The following is a 23432-nucleotide window of genomic DNA, read 5'->3' as shown; positions in this document are numbered from 1 at the left end:
TGAAGAGCCGTTATTTCTACTTGAGAGGAAAGTAGTAATGCTTTCAACTAGGGTGGCAACGCGGGTTAACTCCCGTCCCTTTATATAGGGACGGGAGTTTTTTGTGTTTTATGAAATAAAAGGAGGAGTATATAATGCTTGATATTAAATTTTTACGTACAAATTTTGAAGAAGTAAAGGCAAAATTACAGCATAGAGGCGAAGATTTAACTGATTTTGGTCGCTTTGAAGAACTGGATACGAGAAGAAGAGAGTTACTTGTTCAAACAGAGGAACTAAAAAGTAAACGTAACGAAGTATCTCAACAAATCTCTGTATTGAAGCGTGAAAAGAAAGATGCGGAAGCTCTAATTCTAGAAATGCGTGAAGTTGGGGAGAAAGTAAAAAATCTTGATAATGAACTTCGTACAGTTGAAGAAGACTTAGAAAGATTAATGTTATCTATTCCGAATATCCCTCATGAATCTGCTCCAGTTGGCGAAACAGAGGATGATAATGTAGTAGCACGTACTTGGGGAGAAGTGAAAGAATTTACTTATGAACCAAAACCACATTGGGATCTTGCTACTGATTTAGGAATTTTAGATTTTGAACGTGCGGGGAAAGTAACAGGAAGCCGCTTCGTATTTTACAAAGGTGCTGGTGCAAGATTAGAGCGTGCTTTAATTAGCTTTATGCTGGATCTTCATACTGACGAGCATGGATATGAAGAAGTATTACCTCCGTATATGGTAAACCGTGCAAGTATGACAGGAACAGGACAACTTCCGAAGTTTGAAGAAGATGCATTCCGTATTGAAAGTGAGGATTACTTCTTAATTCCAACAGCTGAAGTACCTGTAACAAATATGCATCGTGATGAGATTTTAAGTAAAGAGCAATTGCCTATACGATATGCGGCATTTAGCTCATGTTTCCGTTCTGAAGCAGGTTCAGCTGGTCGCGATACACGTGGTTTAATCCGTCAGCATCAGTTTAATAAAGTGGAGCTTGTGAAGTTCGTAAAACCAGAAGATTCTTATGAAGAGTTAGAAAAATTAACAAATGATGCAGAACGCGTGTTACAATTATTAGAGTTGCCATATCGCGTTATGAGCATGTGCACAGGAGATTTAGGATTTACAGCAGCGAAGAAATACGATATTGAAGTATGGATTCCAAGCTATGGCACATATCGTGAAATTTCTTCTTGTAGTAATTTTGAGGCTTTCCAAGCGAGACGTGCGAATATCCGTTTCCGCCGTGAGCCAAATGGCAAACCGGAACATGTTCATACACTAAATGGATCTGGTCTTGCAATTGGACGTACAGTGGCAGCTATTTTAGAGAACTACCAACAAGAAGATGGTACAATTATAATTCCAGAAGTTCTTCGCCCTTATATGGGAGGAAAAACAGTTATTAAATAAGTTAAAACATTCATCGGTATGAGTGATTGGTAATTATGGGCGTTGTCAGCAGTGTCATAAAGGAGAGGGAAAGTAAAATTTTCCTTTCCTCATAATTTATTATAGTAGGGTTGACTAACTGTTTTTCTTTTGATATTATATTTGATGTCAATATGGAGGTATACCCAAGTCTGGCTGAAGGGATCGGTCTTGAAAACCGACAGGCGGCGAGAGTCGCGCGGGGGTTCGAATCCCTCTACCTCCTCCAGATATAATTGACAACAGCGCATATAAGTGGAGATTGGAGAACTCGTTACCAACACGTAACGAGTTTTTATTTTAAAACCAATCATAAAGTATGATGTAAGGATATAGTTTCCTTATTACACACTCATATTCCGATGATTATCTTCATAGATATGAAAGGAGTTAACATGGATCTTATTATACAAACGTTTCCTTTAGATGGAAAAACTTTATATTATGTACAATGTCCTGTCTGTAAGAACAATAGAATTTTAAACAGTGGTGCAAATGTGTCGCGCATTATAAGTGATGATACATTCCGTAAACTTTGTGGTTGCACTTGTGATGTAAAACAGGTTGCAAAAAAAGTAGAGGTGCCAAAAGAGGCTGAGAAACCAGCTGTGCAAAAAGAGGTAACTCCAAAACGTACAGGGAAATTACTAACAGCAGTAATTAATGGGAAAGAAATGACTGTTAAAGAGATTGCTGAAACATATGATATTAGTACAAGTACTGTTCGTCAGCGTATTAATGCTGGAAAACCAGAGAGTGAAATTATTGCTCCGACGAAAAAGAAAAAGTAATTTCATAGGAAAACCCGTGCATATGCACGGGTTTTTTATTTTACAAGTTTACGTGTTTGTTTTAAAAAATGTCCAATTTTTTTAATGATTGGTTCGATTGAATCGCCATCTTTTAAAATATCGTATTCATTAATGTTTAATCGTAAAACAGGGCATGAATTAAAGTTATTAATCCAGTTATCGTAACGTCCATGCATCTCTTTCCAATACTCAATTGGTGTTTGCTGTTCCATCGGACGTCCTCGTTCTTGAATACGATCGACAATATCATCAAACGAACCTTCTAGGTAAATTAATAAGTCTGGATGAGGGAAGTAAGGAGTCATGACCATAGCATCAAATAAACCTTTGTATGTTTCATAATCGGTTTCAGTCATTGTACCCTTTTCGTGATGCATCTTTGCGAAAATACCAGTGTCCTCATAGATAGAACGGTCTTGAACAAAACCGCCACCATATTCAAAAATTCTTTTTTGTTCTTTAAATCGTTCTGCTAAAAAGTACACTTGTAAGTGAAAGCTCCAGCGTGTGAAATCAGCATAGAACTTGTCCAAATATGGGTTGGAATCTACTTTTTCAAAAGATGTACGATAACCTAAAGCGTTAGCTAATGCAGTTGTCATAGTTGATTTACCGACACCTACTGTTCCAGCAATAGTGATAACTGCATCATTTGGTATATCATATTTTTGCCTTAAATTCATTGTTATTTCGACTCCTTCAAGAGAGTATTTTGAAGAGCGGATAAGATGATATTTAAATCATCGGGATTTTGTACAAAATCCATATCGTCTCCATTAAATTTTAATACTGGAATATCTGGATGGTCTTTTTTGAAAGCATCCATGGCTGTTTCGTAATCTTTTGTAAGCTGTAGTAAGTAATTTGGGTCCATATTTTTTTCGAATTCTCTTCCGCGCATCGTAATTCGTTTTTGTAATGTTTCTAGGCTTGCTGTTAAATAAACGATGACATTTGGTACAGGCATATCTTGCGTAAGAATGCGATAAATTTGCATGTACTTGTCATATTGAGAATCTTTTAATGTACGGGATGCAAAAATTAAATTTTTAAATATATGATAATCTGCTACTACAGGCTTCCTTTGATTCAAATACTTTATGTTAATATCCTCTAGTTGTTTGTATCTATTACAAAGAAAGAACATCTCTGTTTGAAAACTCCATTCGTCGATGTCTTCGTAGAATTTTCCTAAAAAAGGATTTTCATCAACAATCTCTTTTAGTAAGTGGAGTTGCATGTGAGTTGAAAGTTCCTTCGCAAGTGAAGTTTTTCCAACACCAATTGGTCCTTCAACCGTGATAAATGGTACTCCGGTCACGCTGTTTCCTCCTTTCAATCAGTGATTTACCGTGACTACTAAAAACACAAAACAGAATTATTGTAGCACAAGAGGGGAGCGAACGGACTAATTTGATATAAAAAGTTAGAAAATAGATATGTATTAGCTAAATTTTATTTGGGATGAGGGTACAATATTTGCCTTTAATGTGGCTTCCATTATTTTTAAAGCATGTTCATTATCTTGCTCATTGTTAGAAGCGATGCAATCCTGTGGTACATAAATTGTATAATTTCTCATATGGGCATCATTAGCTGTAAAAAGGATGCATATGTTCCCGGCAATTCCTGTTAAAATGAGATTTTCGATTTTTAAATAACCTAATAAAGAATTTAAAGGTGTTTCATAAAAAGCAGAGTAATGTGGTTTAATAAAAATGTGATCGTCAGTATGTGGAGCAATGGCCTCGATAATATTTTTACTATATTCATTTGTACAATGAGTAATAAGTTGATCAATGTCAGATCTCCAAAGTTGATAGTGATCATTGATATAAATTATTGGATAGCCCAATGATTTCATGGTGTCCTTTAATTGTAAAATGGGGTTCTTTATAATTTCACATTTCTGTGCCAGGATGGGCCCGTGGGAGAATTGAAAATCATTAATCATATCGATAATGAGTAAGGCAGTATTTTTCATATGTAATTACCTCTCTTTTTTCTTTAGGTTGGATTGAATTTGCAAAAGTTATCCCACCTGCAAGAAATGAAAAAGTGTATTTTATTTTTGGTGAAAGGACTATATTATGGAGCGAGATATATATTTTATGCAGTTAGCAATAGAGGAAGCAAAGAAGGCGGAGGCGATACAAGAGGTACCAATTGGTGCTGTAATTGTGCTAGATGGTGAAGTGATTAGTGTCGCACATAACTTAAGAGAAACTGAACAGAGATCAATAGCTCACGCCGAGCTCTTAGCTATTGATGAAGCTTGCAAAAAATTAGGGACATGGCGTTTAGAAGATGCAACGTTATATGTAACATTAGAACCTTGTCCAATGTGTGCAGGGGGAATTGTTTTATCGCGTGTAAAAAGAGTTGTATATGGCGCGAGCGATCCGAAAGGCGGATGTGCAGGTACATTGATGAATCTTTTAACTGATGAGCGTTTTAATCATCAGTGTGAAGTAGTGGCTGGTGTACTTGAAGAGGAATGTGGTACGTTGTTAACGGTTTTTTTTAGGGAGCTTCGTAAGAAAAGAAAAGAAGCAAAAAAACTAGAGAAAAGTAATGGTAACTAACGTATTTGCATTTTGTAAAAAAACAAGTTATACTGATAATGCCTTATCCAAGGCAACCGAATATTGGTTTTAACTTTGCCGTGCTAAGCGGGGAGGTAGCGGTGCCCTATACTCGCAATCCGCTCTAGCGAGGCCGAATCCCTTCTCGAGGTTATGCTGCTGTAAGGTCTGCCTTAAGTAAGTGGTGTTGACGTTTGGGTCCTGCGCAACGGGACCCCGTGAACCTTGTCAGGTCCGGAAGGAAGCAGCAATAAGCGGGTTTTCTCGTGTGCCGCAGGAGTGCCTGAACCGAGCTAACTGCTTGAGTAACGCTTATGGTACGTAATCGACAGAAGGTGCACGGCAGTTATATATGTATACAAAACTCACCTTAATATAAAGGTGGGTTTTTTGTATGGAAAATAACTTTTGGAATCTATAAACAGAATGGGTTATAATAAATAAGATAATAACCTTTGAGGGAGGCCGTATTTTCGTGTCATACCAAGCGTTATACCGAACATGGAGACCGCAAAAATTCGAAGATGTAGTCGGTCAAAAGCACGTGACAAAAACGTTGCAAAATGCCCTTCTTCAAGAGAAAGCTTCACATGCTTATTTGTTTTCTGGTCCGAGGGGAACAGGGAAAACGACAATTGCAAAAGTATTTGCAAAGGCAATTAACTGTGAACATGCTCCGGTAGCTGAACCTTGTAATGAATGTCCTTCTTGTTTAGGAATTACACAGGGGTCTATTTCAGATGTATTAGAAATTGATGCGGCTTCAAATAACGGTGTAGATGAAATTCGAGATATAAGAGATAAAGTAAAATATGCTCCAAGTGCTGTAGGATATAAAGTATACATTATTGATGAAGTTCACATGCTTTCTATGGGTGCCTTTAATGCGCTTTTAAAAACTTTAGAAGAGCCGCCAGGACATGTTATTTTTATTCTGGCGACAACAGAGCCGCATAAGATTCCAGCTACAATTATTTCACGTTGTCAGCGTTTTGAATTTCGAAAGATATCAGTAAATGATATCGTTGAGAGGTTATCGACAGTCGTGACAAATGAAGGTACGCAAGTAGAAGATGAAGCGTTACAAATCGTAGCTCGTGCTGCTGAAGGTGGTATGCGTGACGCGCTCAGTCTTATCGACCAAGCTATTTCTTATAGTGATGAGACGGTGACGAGTGAAGATGTTTTAGCTGTAACAGGATCTGTATCTCAGCGATATTTAGGTGACCTGGTAGAATGTATACGTGAAAATGATGTATCAAGAGCGTTACGTATTATAGATGAGATGATGAGTAAAGGGAAAGATCCAGTTCGCTTTATGGAGGATTTCATTTACTACTATCGTGATATGCTTTTATATCAAACTTCACCACAATTAGAACATATGTTGGAACGAGTAATTGTAGATGATCAATTCCGTACGTTAAGTGAAGAAATGCAACCGGAAGTAATCTATGAAATTATTCATACCCTTAGTAAGGGACAACAGGAGATGAAGTGGACAAACCATCCAAGAATATTCCTGGAAGTTGTTATGGTGCAACTGTGTCAGCAGTTTATGATGCAAGCAAACGGCGCAGATCGTTTACAAGCGATTATGAACAGGATGCAGCAGCTGGAGAAAGAGTTAGAGCAAGTTAAAAAGAATGGCGTACCAGCTGGTGTTCAGCAGGAAGTAAGAGAGACGCGGGCAACACCAAAACCGGTACGAACAGGAAGTATGAAAATTCCTGTTGGACGTGTGAATGAAGTGTTAAAGCAAGCGAAGCGTCAAGATTTAGAACAGTTAAAAGCTGTATGGGGCGAATTGTTAGGAAGGCTCAAGTCACATAACAAAGTAGCATTTGCTGTTTTATTAGAAAATAGTGAACCAGTTGCGGCTTCGGATGATACTTATGTGTTAGCATTTCAATATGAGATTCATTGCAAAATGGCTAGTGAAAATCGAGAAGCAATGGATACATTGGAACAAACTCTTTTTGAATTGTTAAGTAAAAGGTTAAATATGATTGCTATCCCAAAAAGTGAATGGGGTAAAATTCGTGAAGACTTTTTACAACGCGAAGGCGGGGATTCTGAAGAAAGCCCAGAACAAAAAGAAGATCCTCTTATAGAAGAGGCTGTAAAATTAGTAGGGCAAGAACTTATTGAAATAAAAGAGTAATAATAATGAGGAGGAATTAATTATGATGCGTGGCGGAATGGGAAATATGAATAATATGATGAAACAAATGCAAAAGATGCAAAAAGACATGGCGAAGGCACAAGAAGAGCTTGGCGAAAAAACAGTTGAAGGTACAGCTGGTGGCGGAATGGTTACTGTTATCGCAAATGGCCATAAGCAAGTTATTGAAGTGAAAATTAAAGAAGAAGTTGTAGATCCAGAAGATATTGAAATGTTACAAGACTTAGTATTAGCTGCAACGAATGATGCGCTTAAAAAGGTTGATGAACTTTCAAACTCTACAATGGGCAAATTTACAAAAGGCTTGAACTTACCAGGTGGAATGTTCTAGGAGGATATTGATATATGCATTATCCAGAACCGATATCAAAATTAATCGATAGTTTTATGAAGTTGCCAGGAATCGGACCGAAAACAGCGGTTCGATTGGCGTTTTTCGTGTTAGATATGAAAGAGGATGATGTACTAGGTTTTGCAAAAGCACTTGTGAATGCGAAGCGAGATTTAGCGTATTGTTCTATATGCGGGCATATCACTGACCGCGATCCTTGTTATATTTGTGACGATTCGCATAGAGATCAATCGGTTGTTTGTGTAGTACAAGAGCCGAAAGATGTAATTGCGATGGAAAAAATGAAGGAATATCAAGGTGTATATCATGTTTTGCGTGGTGCCATTTCTCCAATGGAGGGAATTGGACCAGAGGATATTAATATCCCGCAGTTATTAAAGAGACTACAAGATGAAACAGTACAAGAAGTGATATTAGCAACAAACCCTAATATTGAAGGGGAAGCTACAGCGATGTACATATCCCGCCTCTTAAAGCCAACAGGAATTAAAGTAACTCGTATTGCTCATGGTCTGCCAGTTGGTGGAGATTTAGAATATGCAGATGAAGTAACACTATCGAAAGCTCTAGAAGGCCGTAGAGAGATATAAGAGGAGAAGGGAAAATGTTCTTTCAAAAAAAGGGTAAGTTGCGTAAAGAGTATGACGATAAGTTAATTGTATTATTAGAAAAGGTAAAGAATGAATGGCTACGTCAGAAGAGACTGGTTGAACAAAGTGTTGAGCCGTCTCAAGATGTACTTTGTTCTTTAAAAATAGCAGAGGCGAAATATTTTTTCTTGTTAAAAGAAGCCAAACGTCGTCCTGTGAAAATGGAACAATGGTAAAAGGTCCTGCTTTTTAAAGCGGGACCTTTTACTTTTTATCTATTTATTTGTGAGCAAGGCGACTTTATTTTTTGGATATAAAGAGGTGAAAGGAAAGGCGAGAATGGAATTAGTTGTATCTAATTGTTAGTGCTTAGAAGAAATAGTATTGATTAAAGGTTATAAAGATGAAGAGATAGGAGTTGTGTTGTAGATGTTCTTTTTTATCGTCTTGTCCCATACAAATGGATATGTATAGGTCATTCATAAGGAGGAAAAAATGAATTCTACAATTATTATTGTTGGCATTCTTACCTTGGTTTTTATTTTTCTTATTTTTGGTGTTTCTGCTAAACCAATACGTTTTATAGGGAAAGCGCTCTTTCATGTCACTTTAGGTATAGCGTTACTATTCATTGTGAATGTTGCAGGGACATACTTTGATTTTCATATTCCAATTAATATAGGCACAGCTACAGTATCGAGTTTATTAGGGGTGCCAGGTGTTGTTGCATTAGTGATTATTAAGCTATATATAATGCCAAGATAAATTTATTTTGGCATTTTTTTAAAAAGCGTTGACTTATCTATGAGTAATATGATAAATTAATAAGCGTCGTCAGGAACGAAAGAAAAAAGTTGTTGACAGATTTAAGTCGAAATGTTAAATTATAAAAGTCGCTGAAACGCGGCATTGAACTTTGAAAACTAAACGAAACAAACAACGTGAAACGTCAATTTTTATTTTTAGATGCTAGACAAACTAACTTTATTGGAGAGTTTGATCCTGGCTCAGGATGAACGCTGGCGGCGTGCCTAATACATGCAAGTCGAGCGAATGGATTAAGAGCTTGCTCTTATGAAGTTAGCGGCGGACGGGTGAGTAACACGTGGGTAACCTGCCCATAAGACTGGGATAACTCCGGGAAACCGGGGCTAATACCGGATAATATTTTGAACTGCATGGTTCGAAATTGAAAGGCGGCTTCGGCTGTCACTTATGGATGGACCCGCGTCGCATTAGCTAGTTGGTGAGGTAACGGCTCACCAAGGCAACGATGCGTAGCCGACCTGAGAGGGTGATCGGCCACACTGGGACTGAGACACGACCCAGACTCCTACGGGAGGCAGCAGTAGGGAATCTTCCGCAATGGACGAAAGTCTGACGGAGCAACGCCGCGTGAGTGATGAAGGCTTTCGGGTCGTAAAACTCTGTTGTTAGGGAAGAACAAGTGCTAGTTGAATAAGCTGGCACCTTGACGGTACCTAACCAGAAAGCCACGGCTAACTACGTGCCAGCAGCCGCGGTAATACGTAGGTGGCAAGCGTTATCCGGAATTATTGGGCGTAAAGCGCGCGCAGGTGGTTTCTTAAGTCTGATGTGAAAGCCCACGGCTCAACCGTGGAGGGTCATTGGAAACTGGGAGACTTGAGTGCAGAAGAGGAAAGTGGAATTCCATGTGTAGCGGTGAAATGCGTAGAGATATGGAGGAACACCAGTGGCGAAGGCGACTTTCTGGTCTGTAACTGACACTGAGGCGCGAAAGCGTGGGGAGCAAACAGGATTAGATACCCTGGTAGTCCACGCCGTAAACGATGAGTGCTAAGTGTTAGAGGGTTTCCGCCCTTTAGTGCTGAAGTTAACGCATTAAGCACTCCGCCTGGGGAGTACGGCCGCAAGGCTGAAACTCAAAGGAATTGACGGGGGCCCGCACAAGCGGTGGAGCATGTGGTTTAATTCGAAGCAACGCGAAGAACCTTACCAGGTCTTGACATCCTCTGAAAATCCTAGAGATAGGACTTCTCCTTCGGGAGCAGAGTGACAGGTGGTGCATGGTTGTCGTCAGCTCGTGTCGTGAGATGTTGGGTTAAGTCCCGCAACGAGCGCAACCCTTGATCTTAGTTGCCATCATTAAGTTGGGCACTCTAAGGTGACTGCCGGTGACAAACCGGAGGAAGGTGGGGATGACGTCAAATCATCATGCCCCTTATGACCTGGGCTACACACGTGCTACAATGGACGGTACAAAGAGCTGCAAGACCGCGAGGTGGAGCTAATCTCATAAAACCGTTCTCAGTTCGGATTGTAGGCTGCAACTCGCCTACATGAAGCTGGAATCGCTAGTAATCGCGGATCAGCATGCCGCGGTGAATACGTTCCCGGGCCTTGTACACACCGCCCGTCACACCACGAGAGTTTGTAACACCCGAAGTCGGTGGGGTAACCTTTATGGAGCCAGCCGCCTAAGGTGGGACAGATGATTGGGGTGAAGTCGTAACAAGGTAGCCGTATCGGAAGGTGCGGCTGGATCACCTCCTTTCTATGGAGAATTGATGAACACAGTTCATCAATATAAGTTTCCGTGTTTCGTTTTCGTTTAGTTTTGAGAGTTCAATATAAGTATTGACTCTTAAATAGGAATATGATATAAATAAATTCCGCAATTTGTATGGGCCTATAGCTCAGCTGGTTAGAGCGCACGCCTGATAAGCGTGAGGTCGATGGTTCGAGTCCATTTAGGCCCACCATACATTTTACGGGGCCTTAGCTCAGCTGGGAGAGCGCCTGCCTTGCACGCAGGAGGTCAGCGGTTCGATCCCGCTAGGCTCCACCAAAAAGCTATTTTATATAGTAAATGGTATGTTCTTTGAAAACTAGATAACAGTGTAGCTCATATTTTTTAATTTTAGTTTGGTTAAGTTAGAAAGGGCGCACGGTGGATGCCTTGACACTAGGAGTCGATGAAGGACGGGACTAACGCCGATATGCTTCGGGGAGCTGTAAGTAAGCTTTGATCCGAAGATTTCCGAATGGGGAAACCCACTATACGTAATGGTATGGTATCCTTACCTGAATACATAGGGTATGGAAGACAGACCCAGGGAACTGAAACATCTAAGTACCTGGAGGAAGAGAAAGCAAATGCGATTTCCTGAGTAGCGGCGAGCGAAACGGAATCTAGCCCAAACCAAGAGGCTTGCCTCTTGGGGTTGTAGGACATTCTATACGGAGTTACAAAGGAACGAGGTAGACGAAGCGACCTGGAAAGGTCCGTCACAGAGGGTAACAACCCCGTAGTCGAAACTTCGTTCTCTCTTGAATGTATCCTGAGTACGGCGGAACACGTGAAATTCCGTCGGAATCTGGGAGGACCATCTCCCAAGGCTAAATACTCCCTAGTGATCGATAGTGAACCAGTACCGTGAGGGAAAGGTGAAAAGCACCCCGGAAGGGGAGTGAAAGAGATCCTGAAACCGTGTGCCTACAAATAGTCAGAGCCCGTTAATGGGTGATGGCGTGCCTTTTGTAGAATGAACCGGCGAGTTACGATCCCGTGCGAGGTTAAGCTGAAGAGGCGGAGCCGCAGCGAAAGCGAGTCTGAATAGGGCGTTTAGTACGTGGTCGTAGACCCGAAACCAGGTGATCTACCCATGTCCAGGGTGAAGTTCAGGTAACACTGAATGGAGGCCCGAACCCACGCACGTTGAAAAGTGCGGGGATGAGGTGTGGGTAGCGGAGAAATTCCAATCGAACCTGGAGATAGCTGGTTCTCCCCGAAATAGCTTTAGGGCTAGCCTTAAGTGTAAGAGTCTTGGAGGTAGAGCACTGATTGAACTAGGGGTCCTCATCGGATTACCGAATTCAGTCAAACTCCGAATGCCAATGACTTATCCTTAGGAGTCAGACTGCGAGTGATAAGATCCGTAGTCAAGAGGGAAACAGCCCAGATCGCCAGCTAAGGTCCCAAAGTGTGTATTAAGTGGAAAAGGATGTGGAGTTGCTTAGACAACTAGGATGTTGGCTCAGAAGCAGCCACCATTTAAAGAGTGCGTAATAGCTCACTAGTCGAGTGACTCTGCGCCGAAAATGTACCGGGGCTAAATACACCACCGAAGCTGCGAATTGATACCAATGGTATCAGTGGTAGGGGAGCGTTCTAAGTGCAGTGAAGTCAGACCGGAAGGACTGGTGGAGCGCTTAGAAGTGAGAATGCCGGTATGAGTAGCGAAAGACGGGTGAGAATCCCGTCCACCGAATGCCTAAGGTTTCCTGAGGAAGGCTCGTCCGCTCAGGGTTAGTCAGGACCTAAGCCGAGGCCGACAGGCGTAGGCGATGGACAACAGGTTGATATTCCTGTACCACCTCTTTATCGTTTGAGCAATGGAGGGACGCAGAAGGATAGAAGAAGCGTGCGATTGGTTGTGCACGTCCAAGCAGTTAGGCTGATAAGTAGGCAAATCCGCTTATCGTGAAGGCTGAGCTGTGATGGGGAAGCTCCTTATGGAGCGAAGTCTTTGATTCCCCGCTGCCAAGAAAAGCTTCTAGCGAGATAAAAGGTGCCTGTACCGCAAACCGACACAGGTAGGCGAGGAGAGAATCCTAAGGTGTGCGAGAGAACTCTGGTTAAGGAACTCGGCAAAATGACCCCGTAACTTCGGGAGAAGGGGTGCTTTCTTAACGGAAAGCCGCAGTGAATAGGCCCAAGCGACTGTTTAGCAAAAACACAGGTCTCTGCGAAGCCGTAAGGCGAAGTATAGGGGCTGACACCTGCCCGGTGCTGGAAGGTTAAGGAGAGGGGTTAGCGTAAGCGAAGCTCTGAACTGAAGCCCCAGTAAACGGCGGCCGTAACTATAACGGTCCTAAGGTAGCGAAATTCCTTGTCGGGTAAGTTCCGACCCGCACGAAAGGTGTAACGATTTGGGCACTGTCTCAACCAGAGACTCGGTGAAATTATAGTACCTGTGAAGATGCAGGTTACCCGCGACAGGACGGAAAGACCCCGTGGAGCTTTACTGTAGCCTGATATTGAATTTTGGTACAGTTTGTACAGGATAGGCGGGAGCCATTGAAACCGGAGCGCTAGCTTCGGTGGAGGCGCTGGTGGGATACCGCCCTGACTGTATTGAAATTCTAACCTACGGGTCTTATCGACCCGGGAGACAGTGTCAGGTGGGCAGTTTGACTGGGGCGGTCGCCTCCTAAAGTGTAACGGAGGCGCCCAAAGGTTCCCTCAGAATGGTTGGAAATCATTCGTAGAGTGCAAAGGCATAAGGGAGCTTGACTGCGAGACCTACAAGTCGAGCAGGGACGAAAGTCGGGCTTAGTGATCCGGTGGTTCCGCATGGAAGGGCCATCGCTCAACGGATAAAAGCTACCCCGGGGATAACAGGCTTATCTCCCCCAAGAGTCCACATCGACGGGGAGGTTTGGCACCTCGATGTCGGCTCATCGCATCCTGGGGCTGTAGTCGGTCCCAAGGGTTGGGCTGTTCGCCCATTAAAGCGGTACGCGAGCTGGGTTCAGAACGTCGTGAGACAGTTCGGTCCCTATCCGTCGTGGGCGTAGGAAATTTGAGAGGAGCTGTCCTTAGTACGAGAGGACCGGGATGGACGCACCGCTGGTGTACCAGTTGTTCTGCCAAGGGCATAGCTGGGTAGCTATGTGCGGAAGGGATAAGTGCTGAAAGCATCTAAGCATGAAGCCCCCCTCAAGATGAGATTTCCCATAGCGTAAGCTAGTAAGATCCCTGAAAGATGATCAGGTTGATAGGTTCGAGGTGGAAGCATGGTGACATGTGGAGCTGACGAATACTAATAGATCGAGGACTTAACCATATAATATGAAGCAAATGTTATCTAGTTTTGAAGGAATATGCCTTCATAGTTTGGTGATGATGGCAGAGAGGTCACACCCGTTCCCATACCGAACACGGAAGTTAAGCTCTCTAGCGCCGATGGTAGTTGGGACCTTGTCCCTGTGAGAGTAGGACGTCGCCAAGCAAGATAAAAACACAAGTCTTTTGACTTGTGTTTTTTGTTTTTAAACAGTACGCGAAAGAAGTAAAGGGAATACATAAGTAATACAAACACGTTGCCCAAGAGTAAATCATATTATATAAGAAATTGATGTATATTTTCCGGAAATTTGTCAAGGAATAGAGGTATATAATATGTTTATTTAAAAGGGAGGAAAGATTATGAAATTACCAAGTGAAATTTGCATCGTTTGTGAGACAAAAAGAAGAGAAGGAATATATGTATATAATAATTTAATATGTTACGAGTGCGAAAGAAATCTGGTGAATACTGAGACAAATGACCCGAAGTATATACATTATTTAAAACAACTGCGAAAATTAGAAGTATCATATTTTTAAATAGGCATTATGCCTATTATTTTTTTTGCCCTAATATCTGTATAATAGATACAGAATGAACAATAAGGAAGAGGTACATATGAATCAAAATCGTATGCCTTTATATGAGGCTTTAATGGAATTTAAAGAAAGGCGACTACTATCTTTTCATGTTCCAGGTCATAAGAATGGTTTAAACTTCCCTCAGAAAGCTACAGGGGGGTTTAAGGACATATTATCTATTGATGTAACAGAGTTAACAGGATTAGATGATTTACATAGTCCGTTTGAATGTATAGATGAAGCACAGCAATTATTAGCTGAAGTATATGGCGTGCACAAAAGTTATTTTTTAATTAATGGTTCAACAGTTGGAAATTTAGCAATGATTTTGTCTTGCTGCGGCGAGCATGATATTGTCCTCGTACAAAGAAATTGTCATAAATCAATCATTAATGGTTTGAAATTAGCAGGGGCGAATCCAGTCTTTTTAAATCCATGGATTGATGAAGTACATAACGTACCGGTAGGTGTTCATGATGAAGTTATTAAGGAGGCAATTACAAAGTATCCAAATGCAAAAGCACTTATTTTAACACATCCTAATTACTATGGTATGGGAATTGATTTAGAGGCAAGTATCGCTTACGCACATGCACATAAAATCCCTGTTCTAGTAGATGAAGCCCATGGGGCACATTTTTGTATAGGGGACCCCTTCCCGAAGTCAGCATTAGTTTATGGTGCGGATATTGTGGTTCATTCCGCACATAAAACATTACCTGCGATGACAATGGGATCTTATTTACATATAAATAGCCGTTTGGTGAGCGAAGAAAAAGTTTCCTCCTATTTAAGTATGCTACAATCTAGTAGCCCATCGTATCCAATTATGGCTTCTCTTGATATAGCGCGCTTTGCAATAGCAGTTATAAAGGAAGAGGGGCATGATGAAATCGTTGAGTTTTTACGCCGATTTAAAGAAGGATTGCGATCTATCCCACAAATAGCCATTTTACAATATCCATCGCAGGATGAATTAAAGGTTACGGTGCAAACGCGCTGTCAGTTATCGGGGTATGAATTACAGTCTGTATTTGAAAAGGTCGGTATATATACGGAGATGGCAGATCCATATAACGTTCTATTTATATTACCGTTACAAGTAAATGAGGGGTATATGAAAGCTATAGAGATAATTCGAGTAGCTTTGCAGAAATATAAGGTAAAAGACAAGACAGCATCAATTCGTTATACTTATAAAGGGGAGATTTCCCCTTTACCGTATACGTATAAACAATTAGAGAGATACAAAACGAAGTTAGTATCTATAGAAGAAGCCGTTGGTATGATAGCTGCAGAAATGGTGATTCCGTATCCACCTGGAATTCCATTGATCATGTATGGAGAGAGAATTACTCAAGAACATACAAAGCAAATTACTCATTTAGAGAAAACAGGGGCTCGTTTTCAGGGTAGTACAAAATATATGAACGTGTATGATATAGAAAGTAGGTTTTAGGATGAAGGGATTATTTGTAACAATTGAAGGGCCAGAAGGTTCGGGTAAAACAACATTAATTAAAAGTTTATTACCATATTTTGAGCAAAAGGAACAAAAGGTAATGGCGACCAGGGAACCGGGTGGTATTGTAATTTCTGAAGATATTAGAACCATTTTACATAAACAAGAGTATACGATGATGGAAGCACGTACAGAGGCGCTTCTGTATGCTGCTGCACGTAGACAACATTTAGTGGAAAAAGTTATGCCAGCACTTGAGGAAAACTATCTTGTACTATGTGATCGTTTTATAGATAGCTCTTTAGCGTATCAAGGATATGCAAGAGGCTTAGGTATGGATAAAGTATTTGAAATTAATCGTTTCGCAACGGAAGATTGTATGCCTAGTTTAACAATCTATTTAGATATTGAGCCGGAGGTAGGTTTAGCACGAATTGAAAAAGATGCAGGACGTGAAGTAAATCGACTAGATATGGAAGATATCTCTTTCCATAAACGTGTGCGTGAAGGATATTTACAAGTTGTAGAGCGTTTCTCTAATCGCATCGTATTAGTAAATGCTGATCAACCGATGAAAAAACTTATAGAAGAAGTTGTTCAGATTATAGAAGATAAATTGTTATAATAGAAGGAAAGAATGAAATAAGTGAGGTATGCAGTATGATAAATACGTGGGAGCAGCTTTCTGCTATACAGCCCATCGGTGTCAAAATGTTGATGAATAGCATTGCAAAAGAGCGTATATCCCACGCTTACTTGTTAGAGGGAGGGAAAGGGACTGGGAAGTTCGCCACAGCAATTCAAATGGCAAAAAGTTTTCTCTGTTCACAAAGAAATGGTGTAGAGCCTTGTCATGTATGTACGAATTGTCGCCGAATTGATTCAGGTAACTACCCAAACTTACATATTGTAAAACCAGATGGATTATCTATTAAAAAACAGCAAATTCATGATTTACAAGAAGAGTTTTCAAAAACAGGATTAGAAGCAAATAAAAAAGTATATATTATTGAGCATGCAGATCGTATGACAGCAAATGCAGCGAATACGCTCTTAAAGTTTTTAGAAGAACCAAGTAGTGATACAACAGCTATTTTACTTACTGAACAAAGTCATCAGATTTTAAATACAATCTTATCTCGTTGTCAAGTTGTTACGTTTAGGCCGTTGCCTACAGAATCTTTAATTAAGAGGTTAGAGGAAGAGGGTATTACAGTTTCTTTATCTACACTTGCTGCGCAGCTTACAAATAGTTTTGAAGAAGCTTTATTAATGTGTAATGATGAATGGTTTGCACAAGCGAGAGCTTTAGTGATAAAATTATGTGAAGCGCTCGAAAAAGATAAAGCCTCTATTTTTTTTGTACAAGAAAAATGGGGGAAGCACTTTGGAGAGAAAGAACAATTACAGCAAGGCTTAGATATGTTACTCCTTATTTATAAGGATTTATTATATGTTCAACTTGGAGAAGAAGATCGTCTTGTTTTTCATGAGCAGAAAGAGATGTTTGAATCCTTTTCTTATGCTCAGAAGCGCATTGTATCAGCTCTCTTTAATATATTAGAGGCAAAAAATAGAATCAACGCTAATGTAAATGCGCAGCTTGTGTTCGAACAGTTAGTGTTGCGGTTGCAGGAGGGATGACCGTTTTGTATGATGTAGTAGGTGTTCGCTTTAAGAAGGCCGGAAAGGTATATTACTTTGATCCAAATCAGTTCGATATCTCAGAAAATGAGTTTGTAATTGTAGAAACAGTAAGAGGTATTGAATACGGAAAAGTAGTTATTACCAAAAAGCAAGTTGATGAAAACGACGTTGTATTACCGCTTAAAAAAGTTATTCGTATTGCAAATGAAAATGATCGTACCATTGTTGAAGAGAATAGGCATGCTGCGAAAGAAGCATATCAAGTTTGTCAACAAAAGGTAGGAGAACATAATCTTGATATGAAGCTTGTAGATGTAGAGTATACGTTCGATCGTAATAAGATTATTTTTTACTTTACTGCGGATGGTCGGATTGATTTCCGGGAACTAGTGAAAGACTTAGCGGCAATTTTTAGGACAAGAATTGAGCTGAGACAGATCGGAGTTCGTGACGAAGCAAAAATGCTTGGTGGTATTGGTCCATGTGGTCGTATGCTTTGTTGTTCTACTTTTTTAGGAGATTTTGAACCTGTATCCATTAAAATGGCAAAGGATCAAAATTTATCATTAAATCCTGCAAAAATCTCTGGTTTATGTGGTCGCTTAATGTGTTGCTTAAAATATGAGAATGATGAATATGAGGCAGCAAAGGAACAACTTCCTGATTTAGATCAACGTATACAAACACCGCATGGTACTGGCCGTGTTATCGGATTAAATATTTTAGAAAGATTGATTCAAGTGGAGCTAGTAGACAAGGAACGGATAGTAGAATATACGTTAGATGAATTAATTAATAAAGGGGTCGTTTCGAGTCAAACCACAGATTAATGAGGTGGGTGCTTGTGGAGAAAAAGGATATTTTTGCATCGGTTTCTAGTATGGAAGAGCAAATTGGACATTTATACAAACAGTTGGGAGAATTAAAACAACATCTTGCAGAATTATTGGAAGAAAACCAACATATAAAAATGGAAAATGAAAATTTGCGACATCGTTTTGAAGAAGTGCAGAACAAGGAAAAACAAAAAACTCAAAAACGCAAAGAAATGAAGGCGAAGACAGATATTGGTGAAGGCTACGATAACCTAGCAAGACTATATCAAGAAGGTTTTCATATTTGTAATCTACATTATGGAAGTGTACGTAAAGAGGGAGATTGTTTATTCTGTCTGTCATTTTTAAATAAAAAATGAGATTACCTTTCCAATATAATTGGAAAGGTAATTTTTTATACATGAGAGTAGAATGAAATTTATTTTTACATTAATAGAGGATGAAATAGGGTAGGTTAAGTGTAAGAAAGGGAGCAATATATGAATTTATATGAAGATGAGCGTTTAGATTACTTATTAGCGCAAGATATGAAGATTGTACAAAGTCCATCAGTATTTAATTTTTCTTTGGATGCTGTTTTACTTGCAGATTTTGCTTGGGTTCCAATTCAAAAAGGTAATTTACTTGATTTGTGTACAGGTAACGCAGTTATCCCTCTTTTATTAAGTACGAGGACAAAAGGGAAAATTACAGGTGTAGAAATTCAAGAGCGCTTATATGATATGGGAATAAGAAGCGTTCAATACAATAATTTAGAAGAAAGAATTCATTTAATCCATGGAGATTTGAAAGATATGCCAGAGAAACTTGGACGTCATCAATATGATGTTGTAACATGTAATCCTCCTTATTTTCAAACACCACAAACTTCTGAGAAGAATATAAATGAACATTTAGCGATAGCTCGTCATGAAATTATGTGCACATTAGAGGATGTTGTATATGCAAGTAGCCAGCTAGTGAAACAGGGTGGGAAAGTAGCATTTGTACATCGTCCAGGTCGGTTGCTCGACATCGTCACATTAATGCGTAAATACAAAATCGAACCGAAACGTGTGCGATTTGTTTATCCTAAGGCTGGTAAAGAAGCGAATACATTGTTAATTGAAGGAATTAAGGATGGGAATGCAGATTTAAAAATCTTACCACCTCTTTTTGTATACGAAGAAAACAATGAATATACAAAGGAGCTTCGTTCAATTTTATATGGAGAAGAATAAGCATTGTTTTTATGTGGTGGAGTGTTCTGATGGAAGTTATTATGCTGGATATACAAATCATATAGAAAAACGGATTCAGACCCATAATAGTGGAAAAGGTGCTAGATATACACGCGCTAGACTTCCAGTTGGTTTAAAATATGTAGAGAATCATGAGGATAAACGAACGGCTATGCAAGCTGAATATCACTTTAAACAGTTAACTAGGAAACAAAAAGAAGAATATATGCAAAAAGGAGAACGCTATGTGGCAACAAAAAAGCTTTCAGCAAAATGAAAAAGGGTTTTTATATTTAGTACCGACTCCAATTGGAAATTTAGAGGATATGACATTTCGTGCAGTCCGAATTTTAAAAGAGGCAGATGTTATTGCTGCAGAAGATACAAGGCAAACGAAGAAGCTTTGTAATTATTTTGAAATTGAAACACCAGTTATGAGTTATCACGAGCATAATAAAGAAGTAAGTGGACGAAAAATTTTGGATAAGTTAGAAGATGGTAAGACTGTAGCCATTGTAAGTGATGCTGGTATGCCATGTATTTCAGATCCTGGTTACGATATTGTTGTAGAGGCTGTGGCAGAACAATATCATGTTATTCCACTCCCTGGGGCAAATGCGGCTCTTACAGCATTGATTGCATCAGGACTTGAGACAAAACACTTTTATTTCTATGGTTTCCTGCAAAGAAATAAAAAGGAACGTAAGATTGAGTTAGAAAAGCTGCGCTATATTCCAACTACAATGATGTTTTACGAGGCACCGCATCGTTTAGATGATACTTTAATCTCTATGCAAGACGTGTTAGGAAATAGAGAAATCGTATTATGTCGCGAGCTAACGAAAAAATTTGAAGAATTTATTCGTGGCACAATTGAGGAAGCAATTGAATGGACGAAGCAAAATGAAGTCCGTGGTGAGTTTTGTATTTTAGTAGCAGGTTCAACAGAAGAACCTACTCCAGAAGAGCAATGGTGGGAAGCTATTTCAGTATATAATCATATTGAACATTATATAAATGAAAAAGGTATGAATTCAAAAGAAGCGATTAAAACAGTCGCTAAAGACCGAGATTTGTCGAAACGTGATGTATATCAAATCTATCATGTGGATAAAAAATAAGCTTCTCATAATTGAGAAGCTTATTTTGCTGTTTCGATATAATCTTGAAGTTCGTTTAAGACCTGTTCAGCGCCTTCTTTACTTAAGATAATTTTACCTTCAGCTAAAGATAGGTTACCATCAGATACTTCACCAGTTACTTGGCAAGTCATGTTTGGTTTATATTTCTTTAAGATGATTTTCTCGTCATCAACGTAGATTTCAAGAGCATCCTTTTCTGCAATACCTAAAGTACGGCGTAATTCGATTGGAATTACTACACGACCTAATTCATCAACTTTACGAACGATACCAGTAGATTTCATAATTCTTTTCCTCCTAAATAAATAGTTTATAAGTTTCGAGTCTATTTTTTGATTCGTCATTTTTCGACAAAATACCCTATGGACATATGATACCAATCATTTACATTTCCGTCAATTCTTAAATTCTATATTTTAAAAAAAGATTTATAGATTTTTATACTTCTTATATATAATAGAATGTGAGTCATTTCTATAATTGTTTCGTATTATTTTTATAATGTTTATACCTTTTGGAAAAAATATTGTATATTTTTTTGAATATGAGTAATAGATGATAAAGATATCGAGCATTAACTCGTTTTTATATGTGAGTTTTTGATATACTGTTTATAAATACATATGAGGTTATTCGGGAGGTCCAAAACGATGAAAGAGGAAAATAAGTCCTTTTATATTACTACCCCAATTTATTATCCAAGTGGAAAGTTACACATTGGACATGCTTATACGACGGTAGCAGGAGATGCGATGGCACGATATAAGCGTATGCAAGGATACAATGTTCATTATTTAACAGGAACTGATGAGCATGGACAGAAGATCCAAAAGAAAGCAGAAGAACTAAATGTTACACCACAAGCATATGTGGATAACATTGTATCAGGGATTAAAGAACTTTGGGAGAAGATGGATATCTCTTATGATGATTTTATTCGTACAACTGAAGATCGTCATAAAGATGTTGTTGAGAAAATCTTCAAGCAGCTAGTAGATCAAGGCGATATTTATCTTGATGAATATGAAGGTTGGTATTCTGTACAAGATGAAACATTCTATACAGCGCATCAATTAGTAGATCCAATTATGGAAGGTGACAAAGTAGTTGGTGGAAAAAGCCCAGATAGTGGTCACGCTGTAGAACTTGTTCGCGAAGAATCTTATTTCTTTAGAATGGGTAAATATGTAGACCGACTATTAAAGTTCTATGAAGATAACCCTCACTTCATTCAGCCGGAGTCCCGTAAAAATGAAATGATTAATAACTTCATTAAACCAGGATTAGAAGATTTAGCTGTTTCTCGTACTTCATTTGACTGGGGAGTTCGTGTTCCAGGTAACCCAAAACACGTTATTTACGTATGGGTAGATGCGTTGTCTAATTACATTACTGCATTAGGATATGGAACAGAAAATGACGAGAAGTATAAAAAATTCTGGCCAGCAGATGTCCATTTAGTTGGGAAAGAAATCGTTCGTTTCCATACAATTTATTGGCCGATTATTTTAATGGCCTTAGATTTACCACTTCCGAAGAAAGTCTTTGCTCATGGCTGGATTTTAATGAAGGATGGAAAAATGAGTAAGTCAAAAGGAAACGTAGTAGATCCAGTTACACTAATCGATCGTTACGGATTAGATGCATTGCGTTACTACTTACTTCGCGAAGTTCCATTTGGATCTGATGGAGTATTCACACCAGAAGGATTTGTTGAACGAATCAACTTTGATTTAGCGAATGATTTAGGTAACTTATTAAATCGCACAGTAGCTATGATTGATAAATACTTTAACGGGGAAATCCCTGCATTTAAAGCAAATGTAACTGAGTTCGATGAAACGCTAGTGATATTTGCCCAAGATACATTGAAAAAAGTAGAAGAGGCAATGGAGAATATGGAATTCTCTGTAGCACTAAGTTCCATTTGGCAATTAGTTAGCCGTACGAACAAATATATTGATGAAACACAGCCATGGGTATTAGCGAAGGATGAGAATGATCGTGAAAAACTTGCGTCTGTAATGGCCCACTTAGCTGAGGTACTTCGTCAAACAGGTATTATGCTTATGCCATTCCTAACAGTAGCACCAAGTAAGATGTTTGCTCAACTTGGCCTTACTGAAGAGGCGCATAAATCTTGGGAAAGCCTATCTACAATTGGATGTATTCCAGGCGGAACAAAAGTAGAAAAAGGAAACCCAATTTTCCCTCGTTTAGAAATGGAAGTAGAAGTAGAGTATATTAAAAAACAAATGCAAGCTTCTGCTCCTAAAGTAGAAGAGAAAAAAGAAGAAGAACCAAAGGCAGAAGAAATTACAATTGATGATTTCTTTAAAGTAGAATTACGAGTAGCTGAAGTATTATCCGCTGAACCTGTGAAAAAAGCAGATAAGTTGTTAAAAATTCAGCTTGATTTAGGTACAGAGAAGCGTCAAGTGGTTTCTGGGATTGCTAAATTCTATTCCCCAGAAGAACTAAAAGGTAAAAAGGTTATTTGTGTAACGAATTTAAAACCCGTAAAATTACGTGGTGAATTATCACAAGGTATGATTTTAGCAGGTGAAGAGAATGGCGTATTGTCATTAGCATCAATCGACCAAAATTTACCAAATGGTACAAAAATCAAGTAATTGAGACAAGAAAAGAGATGTTTCACGTGTAACATTGGTGAAGCGTCTTTTTTCTTTTTACATTCCCTTTTTTTGCATTAAAATTGTAGTATTGTTATCGTTAAGTTAGAAAGAGTGTAATTTTTC

At 39.2% G+C, this 23432-nt stretch carries 22 protein-coding genes, 3 tRNA genes, 3 rRNA genes, 1 other RNA gene and 1 other annotated feature (1 of these 30 running past the window's edge); of the genes, 25 read left to right on the top strand and 4 right to left on the bottom strand.

The annotated features are described in order from the left end of the window. Positions 1-83 (top strand) — a binding site (T-box leader) (it extends 138 nt beyond the left edge of the window). Between the two features lie 51 nt (positions 84-134). The 3 genes from serS (at position 135) to QCI75_RS26715 (ending at position 2218) form a co-directional block, all read left to right on the top strand. Further along, a complete protein-coding gene (gene serS, locus QCI75_RS26725) occupies positions 135-1409 on the top strand; it encodes a serine--tRNA ligase (protein WP_353761464.1) in 1275 nt (424 codons plus the stop codon). Between the two features lie 154 nt (positions 1410-1563). Continuing rightward, positions 1564-1656: transfer RNA gene (locus QCI75_RS26720), tRNA-Ser, on the top strand. Between the two features lie 166 nt (positions 1657-1822). Continuing rightward, a complete protein-coding gene (locus tag QCI75_RS26715; protein ID WP_002107271.1) occupies positions 1823-2218 on the top strand; it encodes a sigma factor-like helix-turn-helix DNA-binding protein in 396 nt (131 codons plus the stop codon). Positions 2219-2253: 35 nt separating this feature from the next. Here the strand turns inward: QCI75_RS26715 and QCI75_RS26710 are convergent, their stop codons facing one another. From QCI75_RS26710 to QCI75_RS26700, 3 genes are all read right to left on the bottom strand, one after another. Further along, complete coding sequence (locus tag QCI75_RS26710) at positions 2254-2922, bottom strand: deoxynucleoside kinase (protein ID WP_098778593.1); 669 nt, start codon at positions 2920-2922, stop codon at positions 2254-2256. A gap of 2 nt (positions 2923-2924) precedes the next feature. Next, a complete protein-coding gene (locus tag QCI75_RS26705; protein WP_144507864.1) occupies positions 2925-3560 on the bottom strand; it encodes a deoxynucleoside kinase in 636 nt (211 codons plus the stop codon). Positions 3561-3683: 123 nt separating this feature from the next. After that, positions 3684-4223, bottom strand: a complete 540-nt coding sequence (locus tag QCI75_RS26700; protein WP_353761463.1) for a cysteine hydrolase family protein — start codon at positions 4221-4223, stop codon at positions 3684-3686. 106 nt (positions 4224-4329) lie between these two features. On the opposite strand from QCI75_RS26700, the gene tadA reads away from it, so the two are divergent. The 21 genes from tadA (at position 4330) to rsmI (ending at position 20652) form a co-directional block, all read left to right on the top strand. Continuing rightward, entirely contained in the window at positions 4330-4824 is a 495-nt protein-coding gene (tadA, locus tag QCI75_RS26695) for a tRNA adenosine(34) deaminase TadA (protein WP_144507862.1), read from the top strand. 78 nt (positions 4825-4902) lie between these two features. Then, positions 4903-5167, top strand: an RNA gene (ffs, locus tag QCI75_RS26690) — signal recognition particle sRNA large type. 132 nt (positions 5168-5299) lie between these two features. Continuing rightward, positions 5300-6988 carry a DNA polymerase III subunit gamma/tau gene (gene dnaX / locus QCI75_RS26685; protein WP_002029302.1) on the top strand — a complete coding sequence of 563 codons (1689 nt, stop codon included), beginning with the start codon at positions 5300-5302 and terminating at the stop codon, positions 6986-6988. A gap of 25 nt (positions 6989-7013) precedes the next feature. Further along, positions 7014-7340, top strand: coding sequence for a YbaB/EbfC family nucleoid-associated protein (locus QCI75_RS26680; protein WP_180235442.1), 327 nt, complete (start codon positions 7014-7016; stop codon positions 7338-7340). Between the two features lie 14 nt (positions 7341-7354). After that, the gene (gene recR, locus QCI75_RS26675; RefSeq protein ID WP_002107278.1) at positions 7355-7951 is read left to right on the top strand and encodes a recombination protein RecR; all 597 of its coding nucleotides are present in this window, start codon (positions 7355-7357) and stop codon (positions 7949-7951) included. A 14-nt stretch (positions 7952-7965) separates the two neighbouring features. After that, complete coding sequence (locus QCI75_RS26670; protein ID WP_002009631.1) at positions 7966-8187, top strand: YaaL family protein; 222 nt, start codon at positions 7966-7968, stop codon at positions 8185-8187. Positions 8188-8446: 259 nt separating this feature from the next. Further along, complete coding sequence (locus QCI75_RS26665) at positions 8447-8716, top strand: pro-sigmaK processing inhibitor BofA family protein (RefSeq protein ID WP_144507860.1); 270 nt, start codon at positions 8447-8449, stop codon at positions 8714-8716. Between the two features lie 219 nt (positions 8717-8935). Further along, positions 8936-10487 (top strand): 16S ribosomal RNA (locus tag QCI75_RS26660). A gap of 131 nt (positions 10488-10618) precedes the next feature. Continuing rightward, positions 10619-10695: transfer RNA gene (locus QCI75_RS26655), tRNA-Ile, on the top strand. A gap of 10 nt (positions 10696-10705) precedes the next feature. After that, positions 10706-10781, top strand: a tRNA-Ala gene (locus QCI75_RS26650). A 79-nt stretch (positions 10782-10860) separates the two neighbouring features. Further along, positions 10861-13782 (top strand): 23S ribosomal RNA (locus QCI75_RS26645). Positions 13783-13831: 49 nt separating this feature from the next. Continuing rightward, positions 13832-13947, top strand: a 5S ribosomal RNA gene (gene rrf / locus QCI75_RS26640). Together the 16S, 23S and 5S rRNA genes with 2 tRNA genes alongside form the textbook arrangement of a ribosomal RNA operon. 197 nt (positions 13948-14144) lie before the next feature. Further along, positions 14145-14324, top strand: a complete 180-nt coding sequence (locus QCI75_RS26635) for a sigma factor G inhibitor Gin (RefSeq protein ID WP_088057259.1) — start codon at positions 14145-14147, stop codon at positions 14322-14324. A gap of 79 nt (positions 14325-14403) precedes the next feature. Continuing rightward, a complete protein-coding gene (locus QCI75_RS26630; RefSeq protein ID WP_353761461.1) occupies positions 14404-15825 on the top strand; it encodes an aminotransferase class I/II-fold pyridoxal phosphate-dependent enzyme in 1422 nt (473 codons plus the stop codon). A gap of 1 nt (position 15826) precedes the next feature. Continuing rightward, positions 15827-16453, top strand: a complete 627-nt coding sequence (tmk, locus tag QCI75_RS26625; protein WP_144505681.1) for a dTMP kinase — start codon at positions 15827-15829, stop codon at positions 16451-16453. A gap of 35 nt (positions 16454-16488) precedes the next feature. Next, on the top strand, positions 16489-17472 hold the full coding sequence (gene holB / locus QCI75_RS26620) for a DNA polymerase III subunit delta' (RefSeq protein WP_002009636.1): 984 nt from the start codon (positions 16489-16491) through the stop codon (positions 17470-17472). Between the two features lie 5 nt (positions 17473-17477). Continuing rightward, positions 17478-18305 (top strand): PSP1 domain-containing protein, encoded by an 828-nt coding sequence (locus tag QCI75_RS26615; RefSeq protein ID WP_002107285.1) that lies wholly within the window; start codon positions 17478-17480, stop codon positions 18303-18305. Between the two features lie 14 nt (positions 18306-18319). After that, positions 18320-18670 carry a DNA replication initiation control protein YabA gene (yabA, locus tag QCI75_RS26610; RefSeq protein WP_002009639.1) on the top strand — a complete coding sequence of 117 codons (351 nt, stop codon included), beginning with the start codon at positions 18320-18322 and terminating at the stop codon, positions 18668-18670. A gap of 120 nt (positions 18671-18790) precedes the next feature. Then, positions 18791-19531: a tRNA1(Val) (adenine(37)-N6)-methyltransferase gene (locus tag QCI75_RS26605; protein WP_016106811.1), complete on the top strand. Its 741-nt coding sequence runs from the start codon at positions 18791-18793 to the stop codon at positions 19529-19531. After that, positions 19518-19808, top strand: a complete 291-nt coding sequence (locus tag QCI75_RS26600; protein ID WP_098779732.1) for a GIY-YIG nuclease family protein — start codon at positions 19518-19520, stop codon at positions 19806-19808. Before QCI75_RS26605 ends, QCI75_RS26600 begins: the two co-directional genes overlap by 14 nt. Continuing rightward, positions 19777-20652 carry a 16S rRNA (cytidine(1402)-2'-O)-methyltransferase gene (gene rsmI, locus QCI75_RS26595; RefSeq protein ID WP_070140496.1) on the top strand — a complete coding sequence of 292 codons (876 nt, stop codon included), beginning with the start codon at positions 19777-19779 and terminating at the stop codon, positions 20650-20652. The genes QCI75_RS26600 and rsmI overlap by 32 nt, the downstream gene beginning before the upstream one ends. Positions 20653-20672: 20 nt before the next feature. On the opposite strand, the gene QCI75_RS26590 is transcribed toward rsmI, so the two are convergent. Beyond that, positions 20673-20957 (bottom strand): transition state genes transcriptional regulator AbrB, encoded by a 285-nt coding sequence (locus QCI75_RS26590; RefSeq protein ID WP_000843037.1) that lies wholly within the window; start codon positions 20955-20957, stop codon positions 20673-20675. A 339-nt stretch (positions 20958-21296) separates the two neighbouring features. Between QCI75_RS26590 and metG the strand changes: the two genes are divergently transcribed. Next, the gene (gene metG, locus QCI75_RS26585; protein WP_353761458.1) at positions 21297-23306 is read left to right on the top strand and encodes a methionine--tRNA ligase; all 2010 of its coding nucleotides are present in this window, start codon (positions 21297-21299) and stop codon (positions 23304-23306) included. Positions 23307-23432 lie beyond the last annotated feature (126 nt).

It is taken from the genome of Bacillus cereus group sp. RP43 (assembly GCF_040459645.1).
In the GTDB taxonomy this organism is placed as follows: Bacteria; Bacillota; Bacilli; order Bacillales; family Bacillaceae_G; genus Bacillus_A; species Bacillus_A mycoides_C.
This window is presented reverse-complemented; position numbering and strand designations above follow the sequence as displayed.